Source organism: Sphingobacterium sp. xlx-96 (genome assembly GCF_011007365.1).
Taxonomy (GTDB): domain Bacteria; phylum Bacteroidota; class Bacteroidia; order Sphingobacteriales; family Sphingobacteriaceae; genus Sphingobacterium; species Sphingobacterium luzhongxinii.
The window spans coordinates 645391-664471 of the sequence record NZ_WFKM01000001.1 but is presented as its reverse complement, the minus strand read 5'-3'; the positions used below and the strand labels follow the sequence as shown (position 1 = coordinate 664471).

Genomic DNA, 19081 nt, shown 5'->3' with positions numbered 1-19081 from the left:
GACACCTTTTTTAAGAGGTATTGGCATTGCCAATTTGTTTTACTGTATTCTAACGACTGGTGTATTAATACATAACTCCCCCTTGATAACAACTATTGGATTAGCTTATTTCTCGGTAGAAATAGTGCTTATTTGCTTCTTAGTTTACATTGAACTGAAAGTCGCATCAGAAATTTCCCGCCGTCGCCCCGATCTTTTCTAAGAGCCATAAACCTATACTGTAATCTTGGCAAGTTACTCGCAGCAACAAATTAAATCAAAAATTCTGATCGTTGAAAACACAGGAAAGCGTACAGAAGCAAAGCCTACCAACTATACTAAAAAAACACAAAATAAAGTGGCTATATTTATAAAAGCAAATAATTGATCATGACAGAAAATAATTCGCAGAACCTAAAACACGAGCAGATACAATACATCGAATTTCTATCAAAAGATATTGTCCAAGCAAAACATTTCTATACCCAATGTTTTGGTTGGAAGTTCACAGATTACGGTAAGGAATACACAGCGTTCGAAGGTGACTATGTAGATGGTGGTTTTGCTCAGGGAGAACCGATAAATGGGACCGTACTAGTCGTACTCTATTCGGACGATCTTGAAGCGACTAGAAGTAAAGTCATAAATGCCGGCGGAACTATCGTAAAGGATATTTTCAGTTTTCCAGGGGGTAGACGTTTTCAATTTACGGATATGGATGGTTATGAACTAGCCGTCTGGTCCTTGTAAATAAGAGCTTAAATCACACCTATGTTCAATCTATTTAAAAAGAATAATCCTTTTCCGCGAGAAACTACGCCTGGGAATATATATATTTCGGATAATCGGCTTTTTTATGAAGATCATACCTATGAAGAAAGTGTTGATCTGTCCATATTAAAATATGCGTATGTTGAAATTTTGGCTGAAGCCCCTTACCTATTTCTATTCGACTATAGGCAACACTATATTCCTGCCCTGCAACAGGGGTTTTCTAAAGCCTATCTCCAATTGTCTAAACGATTTGGCTTTGACGATGCATTATTCTTTAAAACTATAAATAGCAAAAAGGAACAGAAAAACCGCATTTGGATCGGCAATAAGACTGCGAACTATCAAATATTACCAGAGCAGCATACGGATTATGAAGATGGATTTGAGATACAATCTACTCCACTCCTATTTGTTTCTTGGGATACCACTTATGAGGAGTTTTTGAAGCTTAATATCGGCCAGCTGTACCAATCTGAATTTGACACGACTTATTTTAAAATCAATTACCCTGTTCGGATAGGTTCTTTACTAATAGATCTACTGGAGTTTTACTACGATGCCGATGAACGCCAGAATATCGCTATCCAATCGTACTTCACCACTTTATATACGGGTTCAAACAGTGATGAGAGCTACTACCAATTGCGTGAACTCTGGATGGAGGAAATCCCTACAGTTATTGACAATGCAGGCTATGAACGCGATGATCAAAAATACCTGACGTTTGATCTGGACGGAATAGGCTTGTCGATCTGTTATACCTATGATGTGGACGGTCAATATGACGATGGTGGCACATCACTGACGATTAACAATTATAGGGATTATTCGGAGAGTGTCTTAACGGATAACTTAGCATTAAGTATTGAAACGACACAAATTCTATCCTTTGATACCCTGTTAAATTTTCAGCCGGATTACAAAAGTAATGCTAATGTCATCGCGATACCTCTAATAGTAGTTGAAAAAACCGAAACACGCAATGCTGTATGGCTCGCGGATGATAATACATTTGGCTTTACAGGAGATCAGTATGCCATCCAATTTAACCGTAAAGATGTGCACCAACTTATTATACAAAATGTGCTCCCAGCCAAAGGCGGCGGTTATGTAGAGTTGTCTGTTAAACTAAAGTCTAATGGTTATATAACGATTTATTATGGCGAACAGCATGCTTTGGATACCTACGTACAACAATTGCAAGAATTCTTAGGTATTGAAGTGGAGGTACCCGAACCTTATTACAATTGTTAGACAATCCGTACCATGTTAAAGTTACAAAGTCAGATTGAAAAGAAGGATAACTGGATGATATTCCATAAATTTTGTATCTTTAGATTATAAAATCTTTTTATGGAAGCCAGTAAACCAATTGTCAGAATATCAAATCTTCAAAAGTCATACGGATCAAAACAGATACTCAAGGGAATAAACCTTGATATCTACCCAGGGCAGGTAATAGGTTATATCGGCCCCAATGGGGCTGGGAAATCTACTACAGTAAAAATTTTGGCAGGTCTGATCAATGATTTTGATGGTGAGGTTATAATCAATGATATCGATATTAGGGAAAACCCGCTTGCTGTAAAAAGTCAAATAGGCTACGTACCGGAAAATGCAGAACTGTATGACGTATTAACCCCTATGGAATATCTTGATTTCGTAGGTAAGCTATACGGCATGGAAGATGTACTAATTGAGCAACGGGCGCAGCAATTGCTGAAAGCATTCGGGCTAGAAGGACAGGCTGACAACCGAATGGATACATTCTCTAAAGGTATGCGTCAAAAGATACTATTGATATCAGGTATCATCCATAATCCGCAGATCATTATCCTGGACGAACCTCTATCCGGATTGGATGCGAACGCGGTAATTATTGTCAAGGAGCTCATATCGCTATTGGCTAAAGAAGGCAAAACCATATTTTACTGTTCGCATATGATGGATGTCGTTGAGAAAGTGTCGGATCGTATCCTGCTAATCTCAGCGGGCAATATTATCGCTGATGGTACTTTTGAGCAATTGAAGACAGATCAATCGGATTCATTGGAGCAAATATTCTCCAAACTGACTGGTAAAGAGAATGGAAATCTAGAGGCATCAAATATTATCTCAGCAATTCGTTAATACTAGGATGCAAAAACTAACATTAAAATTTATTTTGCTTTTCAGCAAACTATGGGCAGGTATGGGTATCAATGTCGCTCAACTAAAGCTAATAATTGAGACAAAACTGACCATAGATGACCGCAGTCCTATAGCTTCTTTCGGAAATAATAAGAATAAAAAGAATTCCAAGTATACCACCTGGTTTCAGTTTTTTATCTTTATGGTGATGGGCTTTATGTTCTTGTCATTTGTCTATACTATCCCTGACAAATTCTTAGCAACATCGTTGTTTTTGACATTGATATTATCGATGTTGTCACTATCGCTGATTACGGACTTTTCTACAATTCTACTGGACAATAGAGACCAGTATATTGTTCTACCAAGACCCGTGAATGACAAAACAGTAGCATTTTCAAGAGTGTTGTATATGTTGATTAAGATATCGACACAATTATTAGCCATTTCATTACCCGGTCTTGTTTATATCTTAATCAATTGGAATATGTTACCTGCTGTCGTTTTCTTGATTCAACTGGTAGTAAGTAGTTTGATTGCGGTGTTTTTTGTTAATATATTTTATTCTTTGTGCCTACGGTTTCTGTCCATTCAAAAGTTCAAAGATCTCATCAGTTACATTCAGATATTCTTTTCGATATTTATCTTCATCGGCTATCAAATTGGCCCTAAAGTGATGAGCAGTATCTCTGAGGGAGAAAATAGTGTGCACAGTATCAAACTGCTTTGGTTTTCTCCAGGCACGTGGGTCGCTTCATTTCAAGGTTTATTGCTACAGGATTTTAGCGTATTGACGATATGCTTTGCAGCTTTAAGTATACTCCTTATTCTAGTAGCTATTTCAGGTTCGTCGAAATTATTCTCTAAAGATTTCAACAGCAAACTAGCGCTATTGGCTGGTGGCGATACTCCAATAGCAACACGTAGCAAAGACAGTACAGAAAAAATTCCTTTGTATAAGAAAATCGAAAAAACATGTACAGACACGCCTTTAGAAAAAGCAGGCTTTTCGATTGTATGGTTGATAACCGATCGCTCAAGAGAATTTAAGATGCAACTGTACCCCACAATGGCTTACCTACCAGTATATTTTATATTTCTATTTTTACAAGGGAAAAAGGATTCGTTGGCCGAAAAAATAGATAACATTAATGAATCGGCCTATTACATAATGATGTTCTACTTCTCGCTCTTAACGGTATTAACAGTATTCCAATTGGTGACCAAAAGTGAAAAATATAAAGCTGCATGGATATATTATGCAGCCCCCATCCAACAAACTGGTGAATTGATGTCTGGTGTATTAAAGGCTTCATTTTTGAAGTTTTTTATACCTTTCAATCTTCTTTTTTTGATTATATGTGTGCCCCTCTTTGGTGTACATGTAGTCAATGACATTCTATTAGCTACGGCCATCGGAGGGGTAGAATGTGTTCTAATCATGTTATTTTTGATCAAATCTTTTCCTTTCTCTCAGGCAAGCCAGAATGGCAAAAGCAGAGTATTAGTTAATATGTTTATTCTAGGACTTTTAGGATCTGTGGGCTATCTACATGTCTTGATTAATAAACATGAACTTGTGATTTGGGGTGCTGCCATTGTCGTTTGGATTGTGTTTTTAATCATGATCAAAGTTCTAAAGAAGGAAAACTGGAAAAGCCTGGCCTTTGATGTAGGATAAACACCATCCAACAGCTAGACAGCACAAACAACCCCGTGGCTAATAGGTAGAAAGGGATAACATGCCTTATCTGCCTTTACTTTATTACATTCTCAGCTTGTGCAATATGCCTGATATTGTGATAAACAACAACCCGGAACGTATCCCCTAACCTTAGTTTTATCCATTTTGATATAGAAATAGCTGTCTTTACTCTTGTCAAATCCGTGTGCTGCGCTTGATGCAGTAACCTCAACAGCTGTTGCTGTTGATCAATAAACCTATCCAAAACAGTTATTTCCAACGAACTATTCAGAGGATTCATATTCTGGAAGGTCTTCATCTTATTTAGCTTCTGACGTGGCAACATCGCATTTGAAAAATAGTTACCCAACAGCCCTGGCCTGAACACACCTGATTTCACATATTTTGACTTCGCTATCTGCCTACCTATTTCCGGAATATAAAAATCGCCGTAACGATTTAAATGTTCAATACACTCTAAGACACTCCAACTTTGCGCTGCTTTTTTACATTGTAAAGCCTCCATTGGTACGTCCTTGAACGCCTGAACACGAACTATATTATCCCGGGTTATATCCGTCAGTTCCTTGATCAATTCTTCTGCATTCATCATACTTGTTTTTCATCAAAGATCTATATTAAGAAGTCTTAAAACATTGACCGAAATCAAGACTTTTTTAATCTCGACAGCGTCTCTGGTGCCATTCTTAAATAGGAAGCTATATATTTATTAGGAACCTCTTGAAATAATTGTGGGCTCCTTTGTAGAACCCTATTATATCTTTGTATTGGAGAAGAAATCAAGATGTCTTTTTCTCGTTCCAGCTGTTGTACAATGAGTTGCTGCTGAACAATACTCCAAAGCTCTTTCAAGTGGCTATTTGAATTCATGAGATTAACATAGTTGTGCTTTGAGATGACCTTTAGTTCTGTTCTTTTGAGGGTCTGAATGTAAAAATCCGTAGGTTTTCCCGTGATAAAACTATCTAATGCCGTGATAAAGTTGTTTTTATATCCAAAACGGACGATATGCTCTTCACTTTCATCTAGAATAAATACCTTCATACTGCCTGCAACTATATAATAAAGATTGGTATCTATAGTGCCTGCCGTATTTAAATATTCATTCCGTCTTACTGTAATCGATCTGTCCCAAAGATTTTCTCTTTCTACCTGTTGGTAAATCTCATTGATAATATCCATTTTTAATAAAAAGTAAGCTAATCAACCTTATTGTAAAATTAATAAATAGGTATTATAGGATCTTGATATTTTGCAAAACGACCCGGATAACTGGTTCTGTATTCATCGCATTACAAAGAAGCACGCATAAAGCGAAGCCAGTTGCCATGCGCTATTTTAGCTTGGTCATCTGCATCATATCCTCTCTTTTCAAGAATAGGAAATATCTTCTGGATATCCGCTATTGTTTCTAAATCATAAGGGCATTGTTCTCGTCCAAATGCGCCATCTAGATCACTGCCTACTGCTACATAATCTGTACTGCCTGCAATCTGACATATATGGTCTATGTTATTGGCCATGATTTCCATGTTACAGCCTGTACCTATTGGCGTCGACAGCCCTCGTACCCAGTTAGGCACCATCATCCAGGCATCTAGTGCTACGCCGATTACAGACTTCCGATCGATCAATGCTCGGATCATATCATCACTGAACTGCCTATTATGATCCACGAATACTCTACAGTTATTATGACTGGCCCACACCGGCCCCTTATAGCGATTCAGTGCATCCCAAAATGCGTCATCATTAAGATGCGTAGTATCTAGAACCATACCAAGACGATCCATTTCCTGCAGTAAAGCAATTCCCTCGCTATTCAACTTTCCGCTTGCATCTGTACCGTTTGCGTACCTCCCCGGGCCATAATGAGCAGGACCGATAGCTCTAAGACCGTAAGCATAGGCTTTCTCTACATAGCTTATATCGACCAAAGAGTCAGCTCCCTCTAGACTAAGGATATATCCTATAGGTTTATCTGTGTTGGGCGTTCCATCCGTCCACAGATTTATGTGTTGAACCAGCTGCTCTTCGGAACAGATCATCCGCATAAGACCTTCGTCTTCCATAGCCCTATACCAAGCCAATTGTCCTTGGGTCTGTGCCCAAGCCTGTGCTGCGGAATACCAACCAGGAAGTGTACTACCTGGCTGGACAAACCTTGCGATCTGGGTAGCAACAACGAGACCGATATTGCCGCGATGCAATTCTTCAAATGTTACTGTGGCTTTACTGCGGTCGGGCTTATCCTGCAGATGTGCTTCTCGCGCATTAAGCTCCGTAATAGATAGACGCAAGTCGCGATTCCATTCCATAGCATTCATACTCAGGTCTAGATGTCCGTCTATTAAAAAATGTTGTTTCTTGTTCATTATACAGTTAAATATTAAGCTTTCTATTCCGACCGACCACCTGCCATGTTGTCTTGTTACGGTGTTTTTGTATAACCGACACACTGCTGTAGAGGTTGACAGTGGGACAAATGTGTGTCGGTACAGCGTACAATTCAGTACCTATCGGATATTGACTGCTATCGTCTACGGATAATACGAGATGTTCTTCACTCTGAAATAACACCTCAAGACCATCCGCATTTAAAAATTGGACTCTTGGAAGCGGTGGATCTGAAGCTACGGCTTTATAGCCTAAATCGACACAGATACGACCTGGACTAATAATGGAGATAACTCTAGTCAACAAAACTGCGGCATAGACAAATGGCTGCTCAGGGATACGCTCCCGGTATCCCCAATCCCAAAAAACGAAAGTACCAGGACTACAAACCACATCCGAACGCTTAGCATGGCTAGAAAATGAAGGACTCCCTCCTATGACCATTTCTAAGGAATGTGCATTTCTTTGTTGCAAATAGTCAAAGGCTTGTTTTAACACATTATAACTAAGTTCACTCTCCTGCAGACGAATGTCCTGGTCAGGATTGCAGATATGTCCATCATAACCGTGTACACCTTTCAATAGCAAGCTGTCATACTGACAAATGCTATCCCACAACCGAAAAACATCAGAAATAGCTGCTCCTGTACGTCCCATACCAACATCGATATCCAAATAAACGGATAACGATAGCCCTTCATAGCCAGCCTTCTGCCCTAAGGCTTCTATGCTTGTCACATTGTCCAGAATACAAGAAAAATGTGTATTGGGATAAGCTTTTATAAGTTGAATCCATCGGTCTAATTTAGGCCCTACTGGTTGATAGGCCATCAAGACGTCCCTGGCATTGCTCAATGCCAACATCTCAGCTTCGGCTATTGTAGAACATTTGAACTGTTGTATGTCCTCTTCAATCATCATCTTACAAACCTCAACCATCTTGTTGGTCTTTACATGCGGCCGTAGACGACTACAGGCCCCATTAACAAAACTCTTGATGAACTGTATATTCGCCCTGATGCGTTCGGGATAAACCAAAAGTGCAGGTGAATCAATGCTCTCTACGTCTATTACTTCATACCAATGTTGCATTTTCTAGTCCTGATGTAGTTCAAAAAGAGCCTCTATCTCTACGGGAATATTATCGGGTAGGGATCCGAACCCTACCGCACTACGGGTTCCAATGCCATTCTCCTGCCCCCACACTGCTGCAAATAGTTCACTACAGCCATTGATAATATACGGGTGTTGCTCAAATTCGGAAGTGCAGTTGACCATACCCAAAACTTTGATCACTCTTTTAACCTTATTCAGCGATCCTAGGTTGGTCTTTATTGTAGAGAGCATCGTCAGTCCGACTTGCCTGGCAGAATGCTTTCCTGCCTCTGCATCCATGTCTCGACCAATACGACCGATAATTAAACTTGCATCGTCCTGTACTGGACCATGCCCCGATAGATAGAGATACTTACCATCAATCACATAGGGCTTATAAACTCCTTTAGGCGCTGGCGCAGGAGGTAACGACAACCCTAACTTTTCAAATTGTTCGTCTGCATTATACATCATCTTTATATTTTTTCTTTGAATTATTACTTATATAATAAGGGACATTAACAGGACTGCCATAAGTCCAACAACCGCCACGATAGCTTCCATCACCGACCAGGAGCGTAATGTATCCTTCACGGTGAGCCCAAAATATTCTTTAAACATCCAGAAACCAGCGTCATTGACGTGCGAAAACATAAGGCTCCCTGCTCCTATGGCAAGTACCATTAAATTAGGATCTATAGGTGATGAATGTGTCAACGGTAATAATACTGTCGCGGCAGTCAATGCTGCAACAGTAGCTGAACCTACACAACCTCGAATAATTGCGGTAATGAGCCATGCCAAAATCAGGGGATGTATAGCTAGTGACTGTAAGCTTTGTGCTAACTGTACGCTAACACCACTTTCTTCCATTACTTGCTTAAACACACCTGAACCAGCTATGATCAGTAGAATCATTGCAATATCTTTGACAGCCTCAGCATAAACCGACATTACATCGCGAATAGACCGTCCTTGGTTAATTCCTAAAGTAAATGTCGCAAAAATGATAGACAGCAACATAACAACAGATGGTGAACCAAAAAAACGAGTAAGCTCGTGGGCAAGACTATTTGATTCGGAGATAACATATGGAAGCACTGTAAAGAGTATCAACAGAAATACGGGCAACAGGGCTGTAATAAAACTAATGCCTGTACCTGGCAGTCTGTATCTAATCTCAACCGTACTTTGCTGAACGGGTTGAAAAAAATTAGCATCGGTACTTCTGATCTTTCCTAAAGTACGACCAAATAACGGGCCACCGATAATAATAGCTGGTACAGCTACTAATAGACCGTAAATTAAAGTTAGTCCCATATCAGCCTCAAACAGCACGACAAGCGCCACAGGGGAAGGATGTGGAGGGATGAATCCATGCGTAACAGATAATGCGGCAAGCATTGGCAATCCGATATAAACCGCCGATAGCTTATACTTATAGACTATCGAAAATATTAAAGGGACAAGCAGTACAAAACCAACCCCATAAAAGAGTGGTATACCTACTATAAAACCTGTAAATGCCATTCCCCACTGTAAATGCTTCACCCCAAAAAGCCGAACCATTACGGCGGCTATATTTTCAGCAGCGCCACTTTCTGCAATTATTTTGCCGAGCATAGCACCCAGTACGATAATAAGTGTCAGTCCTCCCATGATGGCAGATATCCCCTTTTCAAGTGTTTGGGGAATCTGGGACAGCGGAAGACCAAGAGCAATAGCTGTTAATATAGATACCACCAAAAAGGACAAAAAGGCATTGATCTTAAAATAGCTTATACTAACGATCAACAGTAACAAGCTGAGAAGTACGATTATAAATATCATCTAGTCTATAACAGTTATTGTGGTTTACAAGCAGTCTATCAGAAAGCTTTTGGTCGATTATCCCTCTAATATAGTAATTTTCAAGACAATCCATCAAAAGACAATAAATTAAAAACAGTTAAAACTTGTCAGATGGTAAGGTGGCTTTGTTTCTGTGTATTTAAATTTGCTTACATTAAAGAATTATATCAACTAGTGCGCCGACTGAGCGTTATTTTTACACAAAAAACTAAATAATGGTGAGTATTGAACTTGTAAATTATATAAAGGCTCCTGCTTCCTTGATCTATCAGGTATTAACTACGGAAGAAGGTCTTGCTAAGATCTGGACAAAAAAACTCATTGTCAAACCTGAAGTGGGTTTTATCAACGAATTCGACTTTAATGAAGCCGAAATAACAAAAATGAAAATTATTGAGCTACAAGAGAATAGTCGAATTTACTGGGAATGTGTCGATTCCGACAAAGAATGGATCGGCACTCGAGTTTCGTTTGACCTTTCGGAACGGAATAACCAAACAGCAGTAATACTGAAACACTCAGATTGGCGTGCCGTGACGGAGTACTATCAATGGTGTAACTACAATTGGTCGATGTTTCTCCAGCGATTAAAAACACATTGTGAGAGCTTGGTCCAATTTGGTAGTTAGTCTATTTTCCTAAATATATCCAAAGGCATCTTGAAAGTTTTAATAGTCGAGATCAATTAATAGATCGTATTTTATGCTTTCATAATTTAATATCCGACGCATTAAAGCCATCTGTCCGCACAGATAATCTTCTCTCCCAATACACATACCGATAAAGTTCAATTTATCTTCTTCGATAAAGGGAATTCCCATACCCATAGGAAATGAATCTGCTAGCTCCTGATCTGTAACAGATAGTAGCTTGGCATATACCTTAGGAGAGACAGAATGAAAATTCGTCATCAGCTCTTTCAAAGTTGGGTATCGGTTGTTCTCGTCTAATGCTTTGCCCATGAAGAATAGATCGTGATTTGGATCTGTATCTGCCAGCCCTAGAACATGAGCCATGCCGTAACGCATATTGACAAAATTTCCCGTCATCCAAATAAGGTGATTGGTACGTCCATCTATCCGCTTAAGCGCATCTTCTTCTGATATGCCATTCAATACCTGTAAAAAACTTTGGGTGTGCATACGATAGGCAGGGATAATAACCGACAACTTTTGTGATATTGCTGTGTCCATGATCATTTATTTTAGTTTTATACTAAACCAAAGTTAGGTAAGCTTTGTTTGTGAAAACTTATCCCAGGACAATTTCTTCAGGAGCTCACTTACTTCTAAACAAACCATTTTGACATGTATCTTAAACAATATTGCTCCTAGGACGCTCTTGCGACACTTCCCATAATTCCCTGAAGAAAGTACTATGCATTCAATCCTTAATTAGCGCCTTAATCTACGGGTTTTATCTTGACTTTCTCTTTATAAGTTTGTAGACTTCAAACCATAACACGGAAATGGAAGCTATCCCTATCGAAAGAGCGAGCTCATCAATAGATAGACTCGTCACAGAAAAGAAATCCGATACGGAGCCAACATACAAGATCACAAGAAGCATCGACAATGTAAAGAGGGTAATGGCTACCAACAATATATTCTTATTTTTAAAACTCTCTAAAACACTATAATAGAAAGACCTGTTAACGAAACTCAATAATATATTCGCAAAAATCAATGTGGTAAATACCATTGACCGCGTCTTTTCTTCATTCCCCCCTAGTGATACAGTATACTGGTAAGCAAAAAGTACACCTATCGCAATAATCAACCCCTGAACAACGCTCATACTAAGTTCTTTCCAATTTAAAAAAGTATCTGTCATGTCGCGGGGCGGAGTCTGCATCGTATTTTTTTCCATGGGTTCGTTTTCATACACGATAGAACAGGTGGGGCCCATCACAAGTTCCAAAAAGATAACATGTACTGGTGTAAATATCTGCGGAAATACCCAACCTAGGAAAAGCGGTAGCGATACCGTAAGGATAATGGGAATATGAATCGAGATAATATACTGTATGGCTTTCTTGATGTTAGTGTATATTCTTCTGCCTGCCGCTATTCCTACGATCAACTTGCCAAGATCATCATTAGTAATAACCAAAGACGCCGCAGCCTTCGCAATCTCTGTCCCCTTATTCCCCATGGCTACACCAATATGAGCAGCCTTTAATGCGGGACCATCGTTTACACCATCCCCCAACATTGCTACGATTTCCCCCTGTCTCTTCAAGGCATTGACTACAGCGAGCTTGGCCTCTGGAAACATGCGGGTAAACAACACATTTTCTCTGGCTGCCTCTTCGACCTCTCTATCTGAATAATCCACGAGATCTTTTCCTTCTAGCACATTGGATGCATTAAGAATTCCAGCCTGAGTGGCGATGCTACGCGTGGTATCGGCATTATCCCCCGTGATTACCTTTACCTTAATTCCAGCGTCGTAAATCTGTTGAAAAACTTGGTTAATTCCCTTTTTGGGTGGATCATAAAATACGACTAAGCCTAAGAACTCAAAATCAAAATCCTGTTGTTTGTCTGGAAAACCATCTCCTTGAAAAGTCGATTTTGCAACCCCTAGGATACGGTATCCCTGCAACCCTAATGTTGTTATTACCGACCTTGTTTTTGCTTTCTCAAGATCATTTAAATCACAGACCTGAAGAATGGCTTCGGGGGCGCCCTTAGCAGCTACAATACGCTGTTTGACATCGTTTTCGAAAAGATGCGTCATCATTGGAGGCTTTCCTTCCAAAGGGTACTCGTGAAATAATCTATAACTCATCCTAAGGTCTTCAGGTCTGGTCTCCTGATATACTCGGTGCAGGGTCTTTTCCATAGGGTCAAATGGTATGGGTTCGCTGCTCCACATTGCATAATCAATCAATGTCCCTAATCTAGCATCATTGAACTCATGAACATCAAAAATCTTGTCCGACTGGAAATCATAAAGATGCTTCAATTGCATTGTGTTTTCGGTAATGGTACCCGTTTTGTCTGTACAAATGACAGTGGTACTACCTAATGTTTCGACAATCGAGCTTCTTTTTATGATGACCCCCTGCTGCATAAGTTTCCATGACCCGAGTGCCATAAATGTCGTAAATGCTACAGGAATCTCTTCTGGAAGTATAGACATCGCTAAAGTAAGTCCGTTTAATAGGCTTACCAATACATCTCCGGTACGATAATAATTTACCATACAAACAAGAAGGAAAACGACTATACCTGCAACAGCCATAGTTTTCACAAATTTGCCAATCTGTACTTGTAGAGGAGAGGCCTCCCCCTTGATGTCAACAATTGAAGCTCCTATTTTACCGATACGTGTTTCTTTGCCTATCTTCTCTACTTCGAATACCGCCAATCCCGATACGGCGATCGTGCCGCTATACACTTTATTATCCTCACTTTCCGCATTTTTAAACACAGAAAGACTCTCCCCCGTGAGGGACGATTCGTTGACGGAAAAGTCATTGCTGTGAACTATTCTACCGTCAGCATTGATAATCTTCCCCTCTTCAGTGATGCACAGATCACCCACGGCAATTTCATGTGTGGGAATCGATAGGACCTTCCGATCACGGATTACCCTACTTAGAGGTTCATTTAATTTTTCCAACGCTTCAAGCGCCTTCTTACTCCTATTGTCCTGGTAGAACGAAATTGCCGATACAACCACTATAGCTACCAGCATAAATGCTGCTTCACCGTAATCTCCTATCGTCAGATATATAACAGAAATTGCAATTAATAGGATCAACATAGGTTCCTTGAAAATATCTAATAGCATCTCAAACCAACCACTCCTACGCATACTGCTCATCTGATTATAACCGAACGCCTCTCGGGAGCGTTTTATCTCTTTCTCTGATAGACCTTGAAATTGTTCTGGAATATTGTAAGCCATAATTTATTAATAAATTATTTATAGATTAGATGGTTGGTAACTTTAAAATCTCCTTGTATAAACTTAATCAAAAAGCACTATAAATCCCAAAATAGAACTACATTTTGATTTAGGAGATAGAATGTAAGATGAAAACACAAGGAGACTAAACCTAAAAGGAAGGCTAAAATATTTAAATCTCAAAAAAATATATACCTTGATTTAATTAATTTTTTAACATTCATTTAACTTAGAAACTCACGCATTACCATTTATTTAATGTATTTTTACAGAAAAGCTAATTTAATTTGAAACTGTAATTTAGCAATCAATATGAACACCCCATTTAATATTTAATGAATCAATCCATCAAATTCAGCAATGTAAATACATTGTTTTCAAAATCTCTCAAACAAAAAATAAACCATTATTTCAAAGACACTTTACAGAAAAAAACCGGGAATAGAAGGATTTTTATCAAAGCCGCAATTCTCTTAATTACTTTTGTTACGTTATATAGTATTTTGGTATTTGTACAGCCACATTGGTCTATCAGTATTTTGCTGTGCATTCTTTTTGGCTTCAACCTAGCGGCAATTGGCTTTAACATCATGCACGATGCTGGGCACAATTCTTTCTCTTCTAATAAAAATCTGAATACTACGCTCTCTTATACCCTCAACCTTTTGGGGGCTAATATCTATTTCTGGAAGCTAAAACATAATATTGCGCACCATACATATACAAATATAGACGGTGAAGATCATGATATTGAAATCAAATTCATGCGTATACACCATGATCAAGAATTAAAAAAGCATCATCGTTACCAGCGCTTCTATTTCCCGTTGTTATACGGAGTATCTTACTTGGCTTGGGTATTTTACCAGGACTACGAAAAGTACTTTAGACAAAAAATGGGTATTACTTCAGAAAAATTCCACTTTCCACTCAAGGAGAAGCTTATTTTTTGGGCGAGCAAATTTCTTCATTTGGGATTGTTCATTGTCGTTCCTATTGTATTAGTAGGATGGCTACCTACCCTCATCGGCTTATTGGTGGCGGGTGCGGTATGCGGAGTAAGCCTAGCAACAGTATTTCAGTTGGCACATGTGGTGGCTCATACAGAGTTTAAAACTATTCATGAATCTAAAGTTGAAGAAGAGTGGATGATACATCAGATCCAATCTACGGCAAATTTTGCTACTAAAAGTAAGGTTTTAACCTGGATCCTCGGCGGGCTAAATTATCAGGTAGAACATCATCTGTTCCCAAAAATCAGCCATGTACATTACCCTGCCATTAATCGCATCGTACAACAGACCTGTCGAGAATATAATATCCAATACCATGAATTCAATTCATTTTGGACTGCGTTCAAGTCGCATGTTGGAGTTATTCAATCGATGTCTAGATAGAAATAGTCCCCTCAAAAAGCCTTCATTACAAAATGAAGGCTTTTTTGATGCCCTCTTGGTTCGAATATATCCCACGAACCTCAAACACTAGCCTAAAACTTCTTTGGATTGCCCCCCCTATGGGTTCTCATCCCTGCGTTCTTGAAGTAAGAAAATTTGGTGCTCTAGAATATAGAGGAGCTGCAAACAAGAAAAGTCCAACTTTCGTTGGACTTTTCTTTAGTCTCAGCGGAGAGAGAGGGATTCGAACCCTCGATACAGTCATCCCGTATACAGACTTTCCAGGTCTGCTCATTCAACCACTCTGACACCTCTCCTTAGCGGAGCACGAAGATACAATTTAAAGTCAGTTTTAAAAAGAAAAATCAACTTATTTTAAATCTTTTTCTCTAACTAGCTCTGCAATAAAAAAATAACCTTTTTTATTGCAAAACAATACAAAATAAAAAAGACCAACTTATTCAGTTGGTCTCTTTTATACTGTAAACAATAATTACGCTTGTTCCTGCTGTAATCCTTGTTTGTAGATCGCCTTTTTAACTTGGATGCGACGTGATACAGATTTCTTTTCGAATGCCTGACGAGCACGAAGCTCACGTACTACACCCGTCTTCTCAAATTTCTTCTTGAAGCGTTTCAATGCTCTATCTAAAGATTCTCCCTCTTTAACATTAATAATAATCATAGTTCCTGTATACCTCCTTCCGTTTGCAAAATTCTTTGTGGATGCAAAGATATGCTTTTTATCTTAACATATGAAATGTTTTTAAAGCAATTTCCAGTCTTCTACAATTTTATCTAAAGGATTCGCTACAGAACATAAAGCGGTGTGAATACCCAATGTAGCGGCCGCTTCGAGATGTTGTGGACTATCATCAATAAATAACGTACGATCTGGTACGAGGCCCATCTCGTTCAGTACTAATCTGAATATTTCCGCATCTGGTTTACGCATACCTACTAAATGGGAATAGTAAGTCTTTTCAAAGAATGCCGAATTATCTGCAACCCCATACTTGTCTTGAATATGTTCCATACAATATGCGTAATGAATCGCATTATTATTACTCAGTAAAAAAGTTCTATAATTTTCTTTCAACGCCAGTAATAGCTCATGCTTACCATCGGGAACTCCAATCAATAATGCATTCCAAGCTTCGTCAATATCGCCGTCGGTCAACTTAAAATTATTCGTTAATTTTCGAATGCCATCTCTAAATTCAGACGAGCTGACATTTCCCTTGTCAAATTCGTCGAATAATGCGATCTGTCCATGATGAGCGAATACTTCGCCTGCATTCGCTATACCTAATTGAGTAAAAGCCTCTTGTGACTTCACGAAGTCAATCATGAAAATTACGTTACCGTAATCCAAAATAATATTTTCAATTTTTTGCATAGAAAATTTTGTTTTCTCGTTACAAATATCGATAATTGCATCGTCAAAAGGGAACAACGTTGCACTTTTGATAAACAAAAAAACCGCGCCTATAGCTCAGTCGGTTAGAGTAGAAGACTCATAATCTTTTGGTCCCTGGTTCGAGCCCAGGTGGGCGCACAGAAATCCTCATAGAAATATGGGGATTTTTTGTTTTATTTCGGGACAAGTCAAATTTATGTAGATTTGAAAAAACAATTCTAAATCAATGAAATTAGGACATATACTATCTATATCCTTCCTGATGCTGCTTTATGGCGCTCATGCCCAAAATTCAGAGATAAACCGGGTTACTACCCATGATCGAACTACAATCATATGCGATCCTGTCACTGCAGCAAATCCCTATCCGTCTTGGGGAATCTTTCCGGATAAAAATGCTTCCATTCGTAAGATGACAATGCACGTAACTCTGGGGAGTCCCGACAGCATAAATACGGCACACTGGGATTACCTAGACCACATTATCCTGCGTCGTAAAGGTGGTACTAATGGACCAGAACTCAACTACGAACTTGGCAGAATGTTAACACCTTATGGTAGTATATTTAACAAAGGATGGAGTTGGAAGTGGCAGGTAGATGTTACGGATTTTGCTCCCTTATTACGAGATAGTGTCGAAATAGTATATATACATACCGGCTATGAAGATAAAACGGTAGGCTGGGCGCTTAATATTGACTTTGACATTTTGTATGGCCCGCCAATAGTAGAACCATTCGGTATAGAGCCTTTATGGAATAAAGCTTATAAATATGGTGATCCTAATGAAAGAATTGAAGAACACCTCTTACCTATAAATTATGAATCGAAAAAGGGTGCTGTACTAAGCCGTATCCGTATACAACACACTGGGCACGGCATGGATAGACCTCGGGGATGCAGCGAATTTTGTAGCAGATGGCGTGAAATCTCCTTGGATGGCACAGTGGTAGATAAAAGAGATATGTGGAAAAGGTGTGGTGATAACCCGCTCTACCCACAAGGGGGTACCTGGATCTATGACCGAGCATACTGGTGTCCGGGGGACCTTCAAAAACCGGACATTATCGATATCTTCACCAAACCGGGCAAGCATCAAATTTCCCTAATGATGGAGCCTTATGTGGCAACAGGAAATATTCAAGCTACAGAAAACATCTCTTCCTTTTTATTCCATTACTCAGCGCCTAAACAAAAAACAGATGTTGCCGTTGAAGCTATTATGGTGCCCAGCGATGAGCAACGCTTTTCGAGATTGAATCCAGCGAGTTCAGGTCCAAGAATCTCTTTCAGAAACCTAGGGGCTGATCCGGTGCATTCCTTGACTATCGTCTATGGTACGAAAGGTTTTCCAGACAAAATATTCCATTGGAAAGGTAACCTGCCATTCAATCAGGTAGCCGATGTCCAGTTACCAGGTGTAATCCAGGAAAATGATGGCCAAAACGTATTCCATGTAACACTTAACAAACCAAACGGTAAGAAAGATGCTTGGACAGGCGATAATTATGAACAAACCACTTTTACGGCACCACCAAGACTCCCTTCTACATTTGTGCTTCAATTGCTCACGAATAAGAATCCAGAAGATAACAGTATATATCTTATCAACGCTCAAAAAGACACTATTTATCAAAAAATGGCAACGCAGTTAGCTGCAGAAACACTGTATACAGACACCATACGTCTATCAAGGGGGAACCATTCGCTTACGCTAATCGATACTGCTGGTAACGGTTTGCAATTTTGGGCCCAACCTCAAAAAGGAGACGGTCATCTTCGATTGTTTGATATGGAGGGCAACCTGATCCATGCGTTTGAGAGCGATTGCGGTAGTGGTGAGATGTTCAGTTTTAAAGCCACGGATGGATTTGCTATGGATACCACAACCGCAAGGCATGCATTCTCCTTATATCCAAGGTCGGTAACTGACCAAACACAGCTTACGGTAGTATCGAACAACCTGAGCGATCTGACCGTACAAGTCACAGTCGATGGTGTACTATGGCAAAAACACGACTATAAAGCGGTCAAAAATGCTACTTTCAACTACGACTTAACGCACCTTCCGAAAGGAAGAATCGTAGTCGAAGCCTTTACAAACGGCATCAGCCGATTCAAAGGACGATTAAATAAGCGATAGCTATCCATTTTAAAAAGTGGTTTGATTACTTTATCTTCTTAAATAATATTAGATGTCAAATCCATAAATATGATGAAGCAGGAAGACTCCTGCTTCATTAGCTCTATATCTTCCATAGAATTTTTATCTATCAGCAATAAATCGAAGTCCTATCTCCCCGATAAATCCTTCTCTGCATCATGTTTAATTCTATTTCTATTGTCTGCAACAACAGATTAACTATTCCTTAAATTCAAATTAAACTAATCTTAACATCAGATTTCCACCTTTGC

17 protein-coding genes and 2 tRNA genes are annotated in these 19081 nt (G+C 39.2%); 8 read left to right on the top strand and 11 right to left on the bottom strand.

From position 1 onward, the window contains the following. Positions 1 to 369: 369 nt before the first annotated feature. The 4 genes from G7B20_RS02980 (at position 370) to G7B20_RS02965 (ending at position 4564) form a co-directional block, all read left to right on the top strand. Positions 370 to 729 (top strand): VOC family protein, encoded by a 360-nt coding sequence (locus G7B20_RS02980; protein ID WP_164108527.1) that lies wholly within the window; start codon positions 370 to 372, stop codon positions 727 to 729. A gap of 21 nt (positions 730 to 750) precedes the next feature. After that, a complete protein-coding gene (locus G7B20_RS02975) occupies positions 751 to 2007 on the top strand; it encodes a hypothetical protein (RefSeq protein ID WP_164108526.1) in 1257 nt (418 codons plus the stop codon). 99 nt (positions 2008 to 2106) lie between these two features. Continuing rightward, the gene (locus tag G7B20_RS02970) at positions 2107 to 2883 is read left to right on the top strand and encodes an ABC transporter ATP-binding protein (protein ID WP_164108525.1); all 777 of its coding nucleotides are present in this window, start codon (positions 2107 to 2109) and stop codon (positions 2881 to 2883) included. 7 nt (positions 2884 to 2890) lie between these two features. Continuing rightward, positions 2891 to 4564, top strand: a complete 1674-nt coding sequence (locus tag G7B20_RS02965; protein WP_164108524.1) for a hypothetical protein — start codon at positions 2891 to 2893, stop codon at positions 4562 to 4564. 76 nt (positions 4565 to 4640) lie between these two features. Here the strand turns inward: G7B20_RS02965 and G7B20_RS02960 are convergent, their stop codons facing one another. From G7B20_RS02960 to G7B20_RS02935, 6 genes are all read right to left on the bottom strand, one after another. Beyond that, positions 4641 to 5180: a DinB family protein gene (locus G7B20_RS02960; RefSeq protein WP_205600154.1), complete on the bottom strand. Its 540-nt coding sequence runs from the start codon at positions 5178 to 5180 to the stop codon at positions 4641 to 4643. Positions 5181 to 5233: 53 nt separating this feature from the next. Continuing rightward, positions 5234 to 5770, bottom strand: a complete 537-nt coding sequence (locus G7B20_RS02955; protein WP_164108523.1) for a Crp/Fnr family transcriptional regulator — start codon at positions 5768 to 5770, stop codon at positions 5234 to 5236. Positions 5771 to 5880: 110 nt separating this feature from the next. Then, positions 5881 to 6963, bottom strand: a complete 1083-nt coding sequence (locus G7B20_RS02950; RefSeq protein WP_164108522.1) for a dipeptidase — start codon at positions 6961 to 6963, stop codon at positions 5881 to 5883. Positions 6964 to 6970: 7 nt separating this feature from the next. Beyond that, positions 6971 to 8077 carry a D-TA family PLP-dependent enzyme gene (locus tag G7B20_RS02945; protein WP_164108521.1) on the bottom strand — a complete coding sequence of 369 codons (1107 nt, stop codon included), beginning with the start codon at positions 8075 to 8077 and terminating at the stop codon, positions 6971 to 6973. A gap of 3 nt (positions 8078 to 8080) precedes the next feature. Continuing rightward, a complete protein-coding gene (locus G7B20_RS02940; protein WP_240452876.1) occupies positions 8081 to 8554 on the bottom strand; it encodes a RidA family protein in 474 nt (157 codons plus the stop codon). Positions 8555 to 8581: 27 nt separating this feature from the next. Next, complete coding sequence (locus tag G7B20_RS02935; RefSeq protein WP_164108520.1) at positions 8582 to 9910, bottom strand: gluconate:H+ symporter; 1329 nt, start codon at positions 9908 to 9910, stop codon at positions 8582 to 8584. A gap of 236 nt (positions 9911 to 10146) precedes the next feature. Here G7B20_RS02935 and G7B20_RS02930 point away from each other — a divergent pair, with 236 nt between their 5' ends. Beyond that, entirely contained in the window at positions 10147 to 10560 is a 414-nt protein-coding gene (locus tag G7B20_RS02930) for an SRPBCC family protein (RefSeq protein ID WP_164108519.1), read from the top strand. A 39-nt stretch (positions 10561 to 10599) separates the two neighbouring features. Here the strand turns inward: G7B20_RS02930 and G7B20_RS02925 are convergent, their stop codons facing one another. Both G7B20_RS02925 and G7B20_RS02920 read right to left on the bottom strand, forming a co-directional pair. Beyond that, positions 10600 to 11124, bottom strand: coding sequence for a DinB family protein (locus G7B20_RS02925; protein WP_164108518.1), 525 nt, complete (start codon positions 11122 to 11124; stop codon positions 10600 to 10602). Between the two features lie 223 nt (positions 11125 to 11347). Next, entirely contained in the window at positions 11348 to 13849 is a 2502-nt protein-coding gene (locus G7B20_RS02920; RefSeq protein ID WP_164108517.1) for a cation-translocating P-type ATPase, read from the bottom strand. Between the two features lie 335 nt (positions 13850 to 14184). Here G7B20_RS02920 and G7B20_RS02915 point away from each other — a divergent pair, with 335 nt between their 5' ends. Beyond that, positions 14185 to 15246: a fatty acid desaturase family protein gene (locus tag G7B20_RS02915; protein ID WP_164108516.1), complete on the top strand. Its 1062-nt coding sequence runs from the start codon at positions 14185 to 14187 to the stop codon at positions 15244 to 15246. A gap of 229 nt (positions 15247 to 15475) precedes the next feature. Here G7B20_RS02915 and G7B20_RS02910 read toward each other — a convergent pair. From G7B20_RS02910 to G7B20_RS02900, 3 genes are all read right to left on the bottom strand, one after another. Beyond that, positions 15476 to 15563 (bottom strand) — tRNA-Ser (locus tag G7B20_RS02910). Between the two features lie 176 nt (positions 15564 to 15739). Further along, positions 15740 to 15931: a 30S ribosomal protein S21 gene (rpsU, locus tag G7B20_RS02905; protein WP_021069236.1), complete on the bottom strand. Its 192-nt coding sequence runs from the start codon at positions 15929 to 15931 to the stop codon at positions 15740 to 15742. An 81-nt stretch (positions 15932 to 16012) separates the two neighbouring features. Beyond that, on the bottom strand, positions 16013 to 16645 hold the full coding sequence (locus G7B20_RS02900) for an HAD family hydrolase (protein WP_164108515.1): 633 nt from the start codon (positions 16643 to 16645) through the stop codon (positions 16013 to 16015). An 85-nt stretch (positions 16646 to 16730) separates the two neighbouring features. Between G7B20_RS02900 and G7B20_RS02895 the strand changes: the two genes are divergently transcribed. Both G7B20_RS02895 and G7B20_RS02890 read left to right on the top strand, forming a co-directional pair. Then, positions 16731 to 16804: transfer RNA gene (locus G7B20_RS02895), tRNA-Ile, on the top strand. Between the two features lie 88 nt (positions 16805 to 16892). Further along, complete coding sequence (locus G7B20_RS02890) at positions 16893 to 18809, top strand: peptide-N-glycosidase F-related protein (RefSeq protein ID WP_164108514.1); 1917 nt, start codon at positions 16893 to 16895, stop codon at positions 18807 to 18809. Positions 18810 to 19081: the final 272 nt, after the last annotated feature.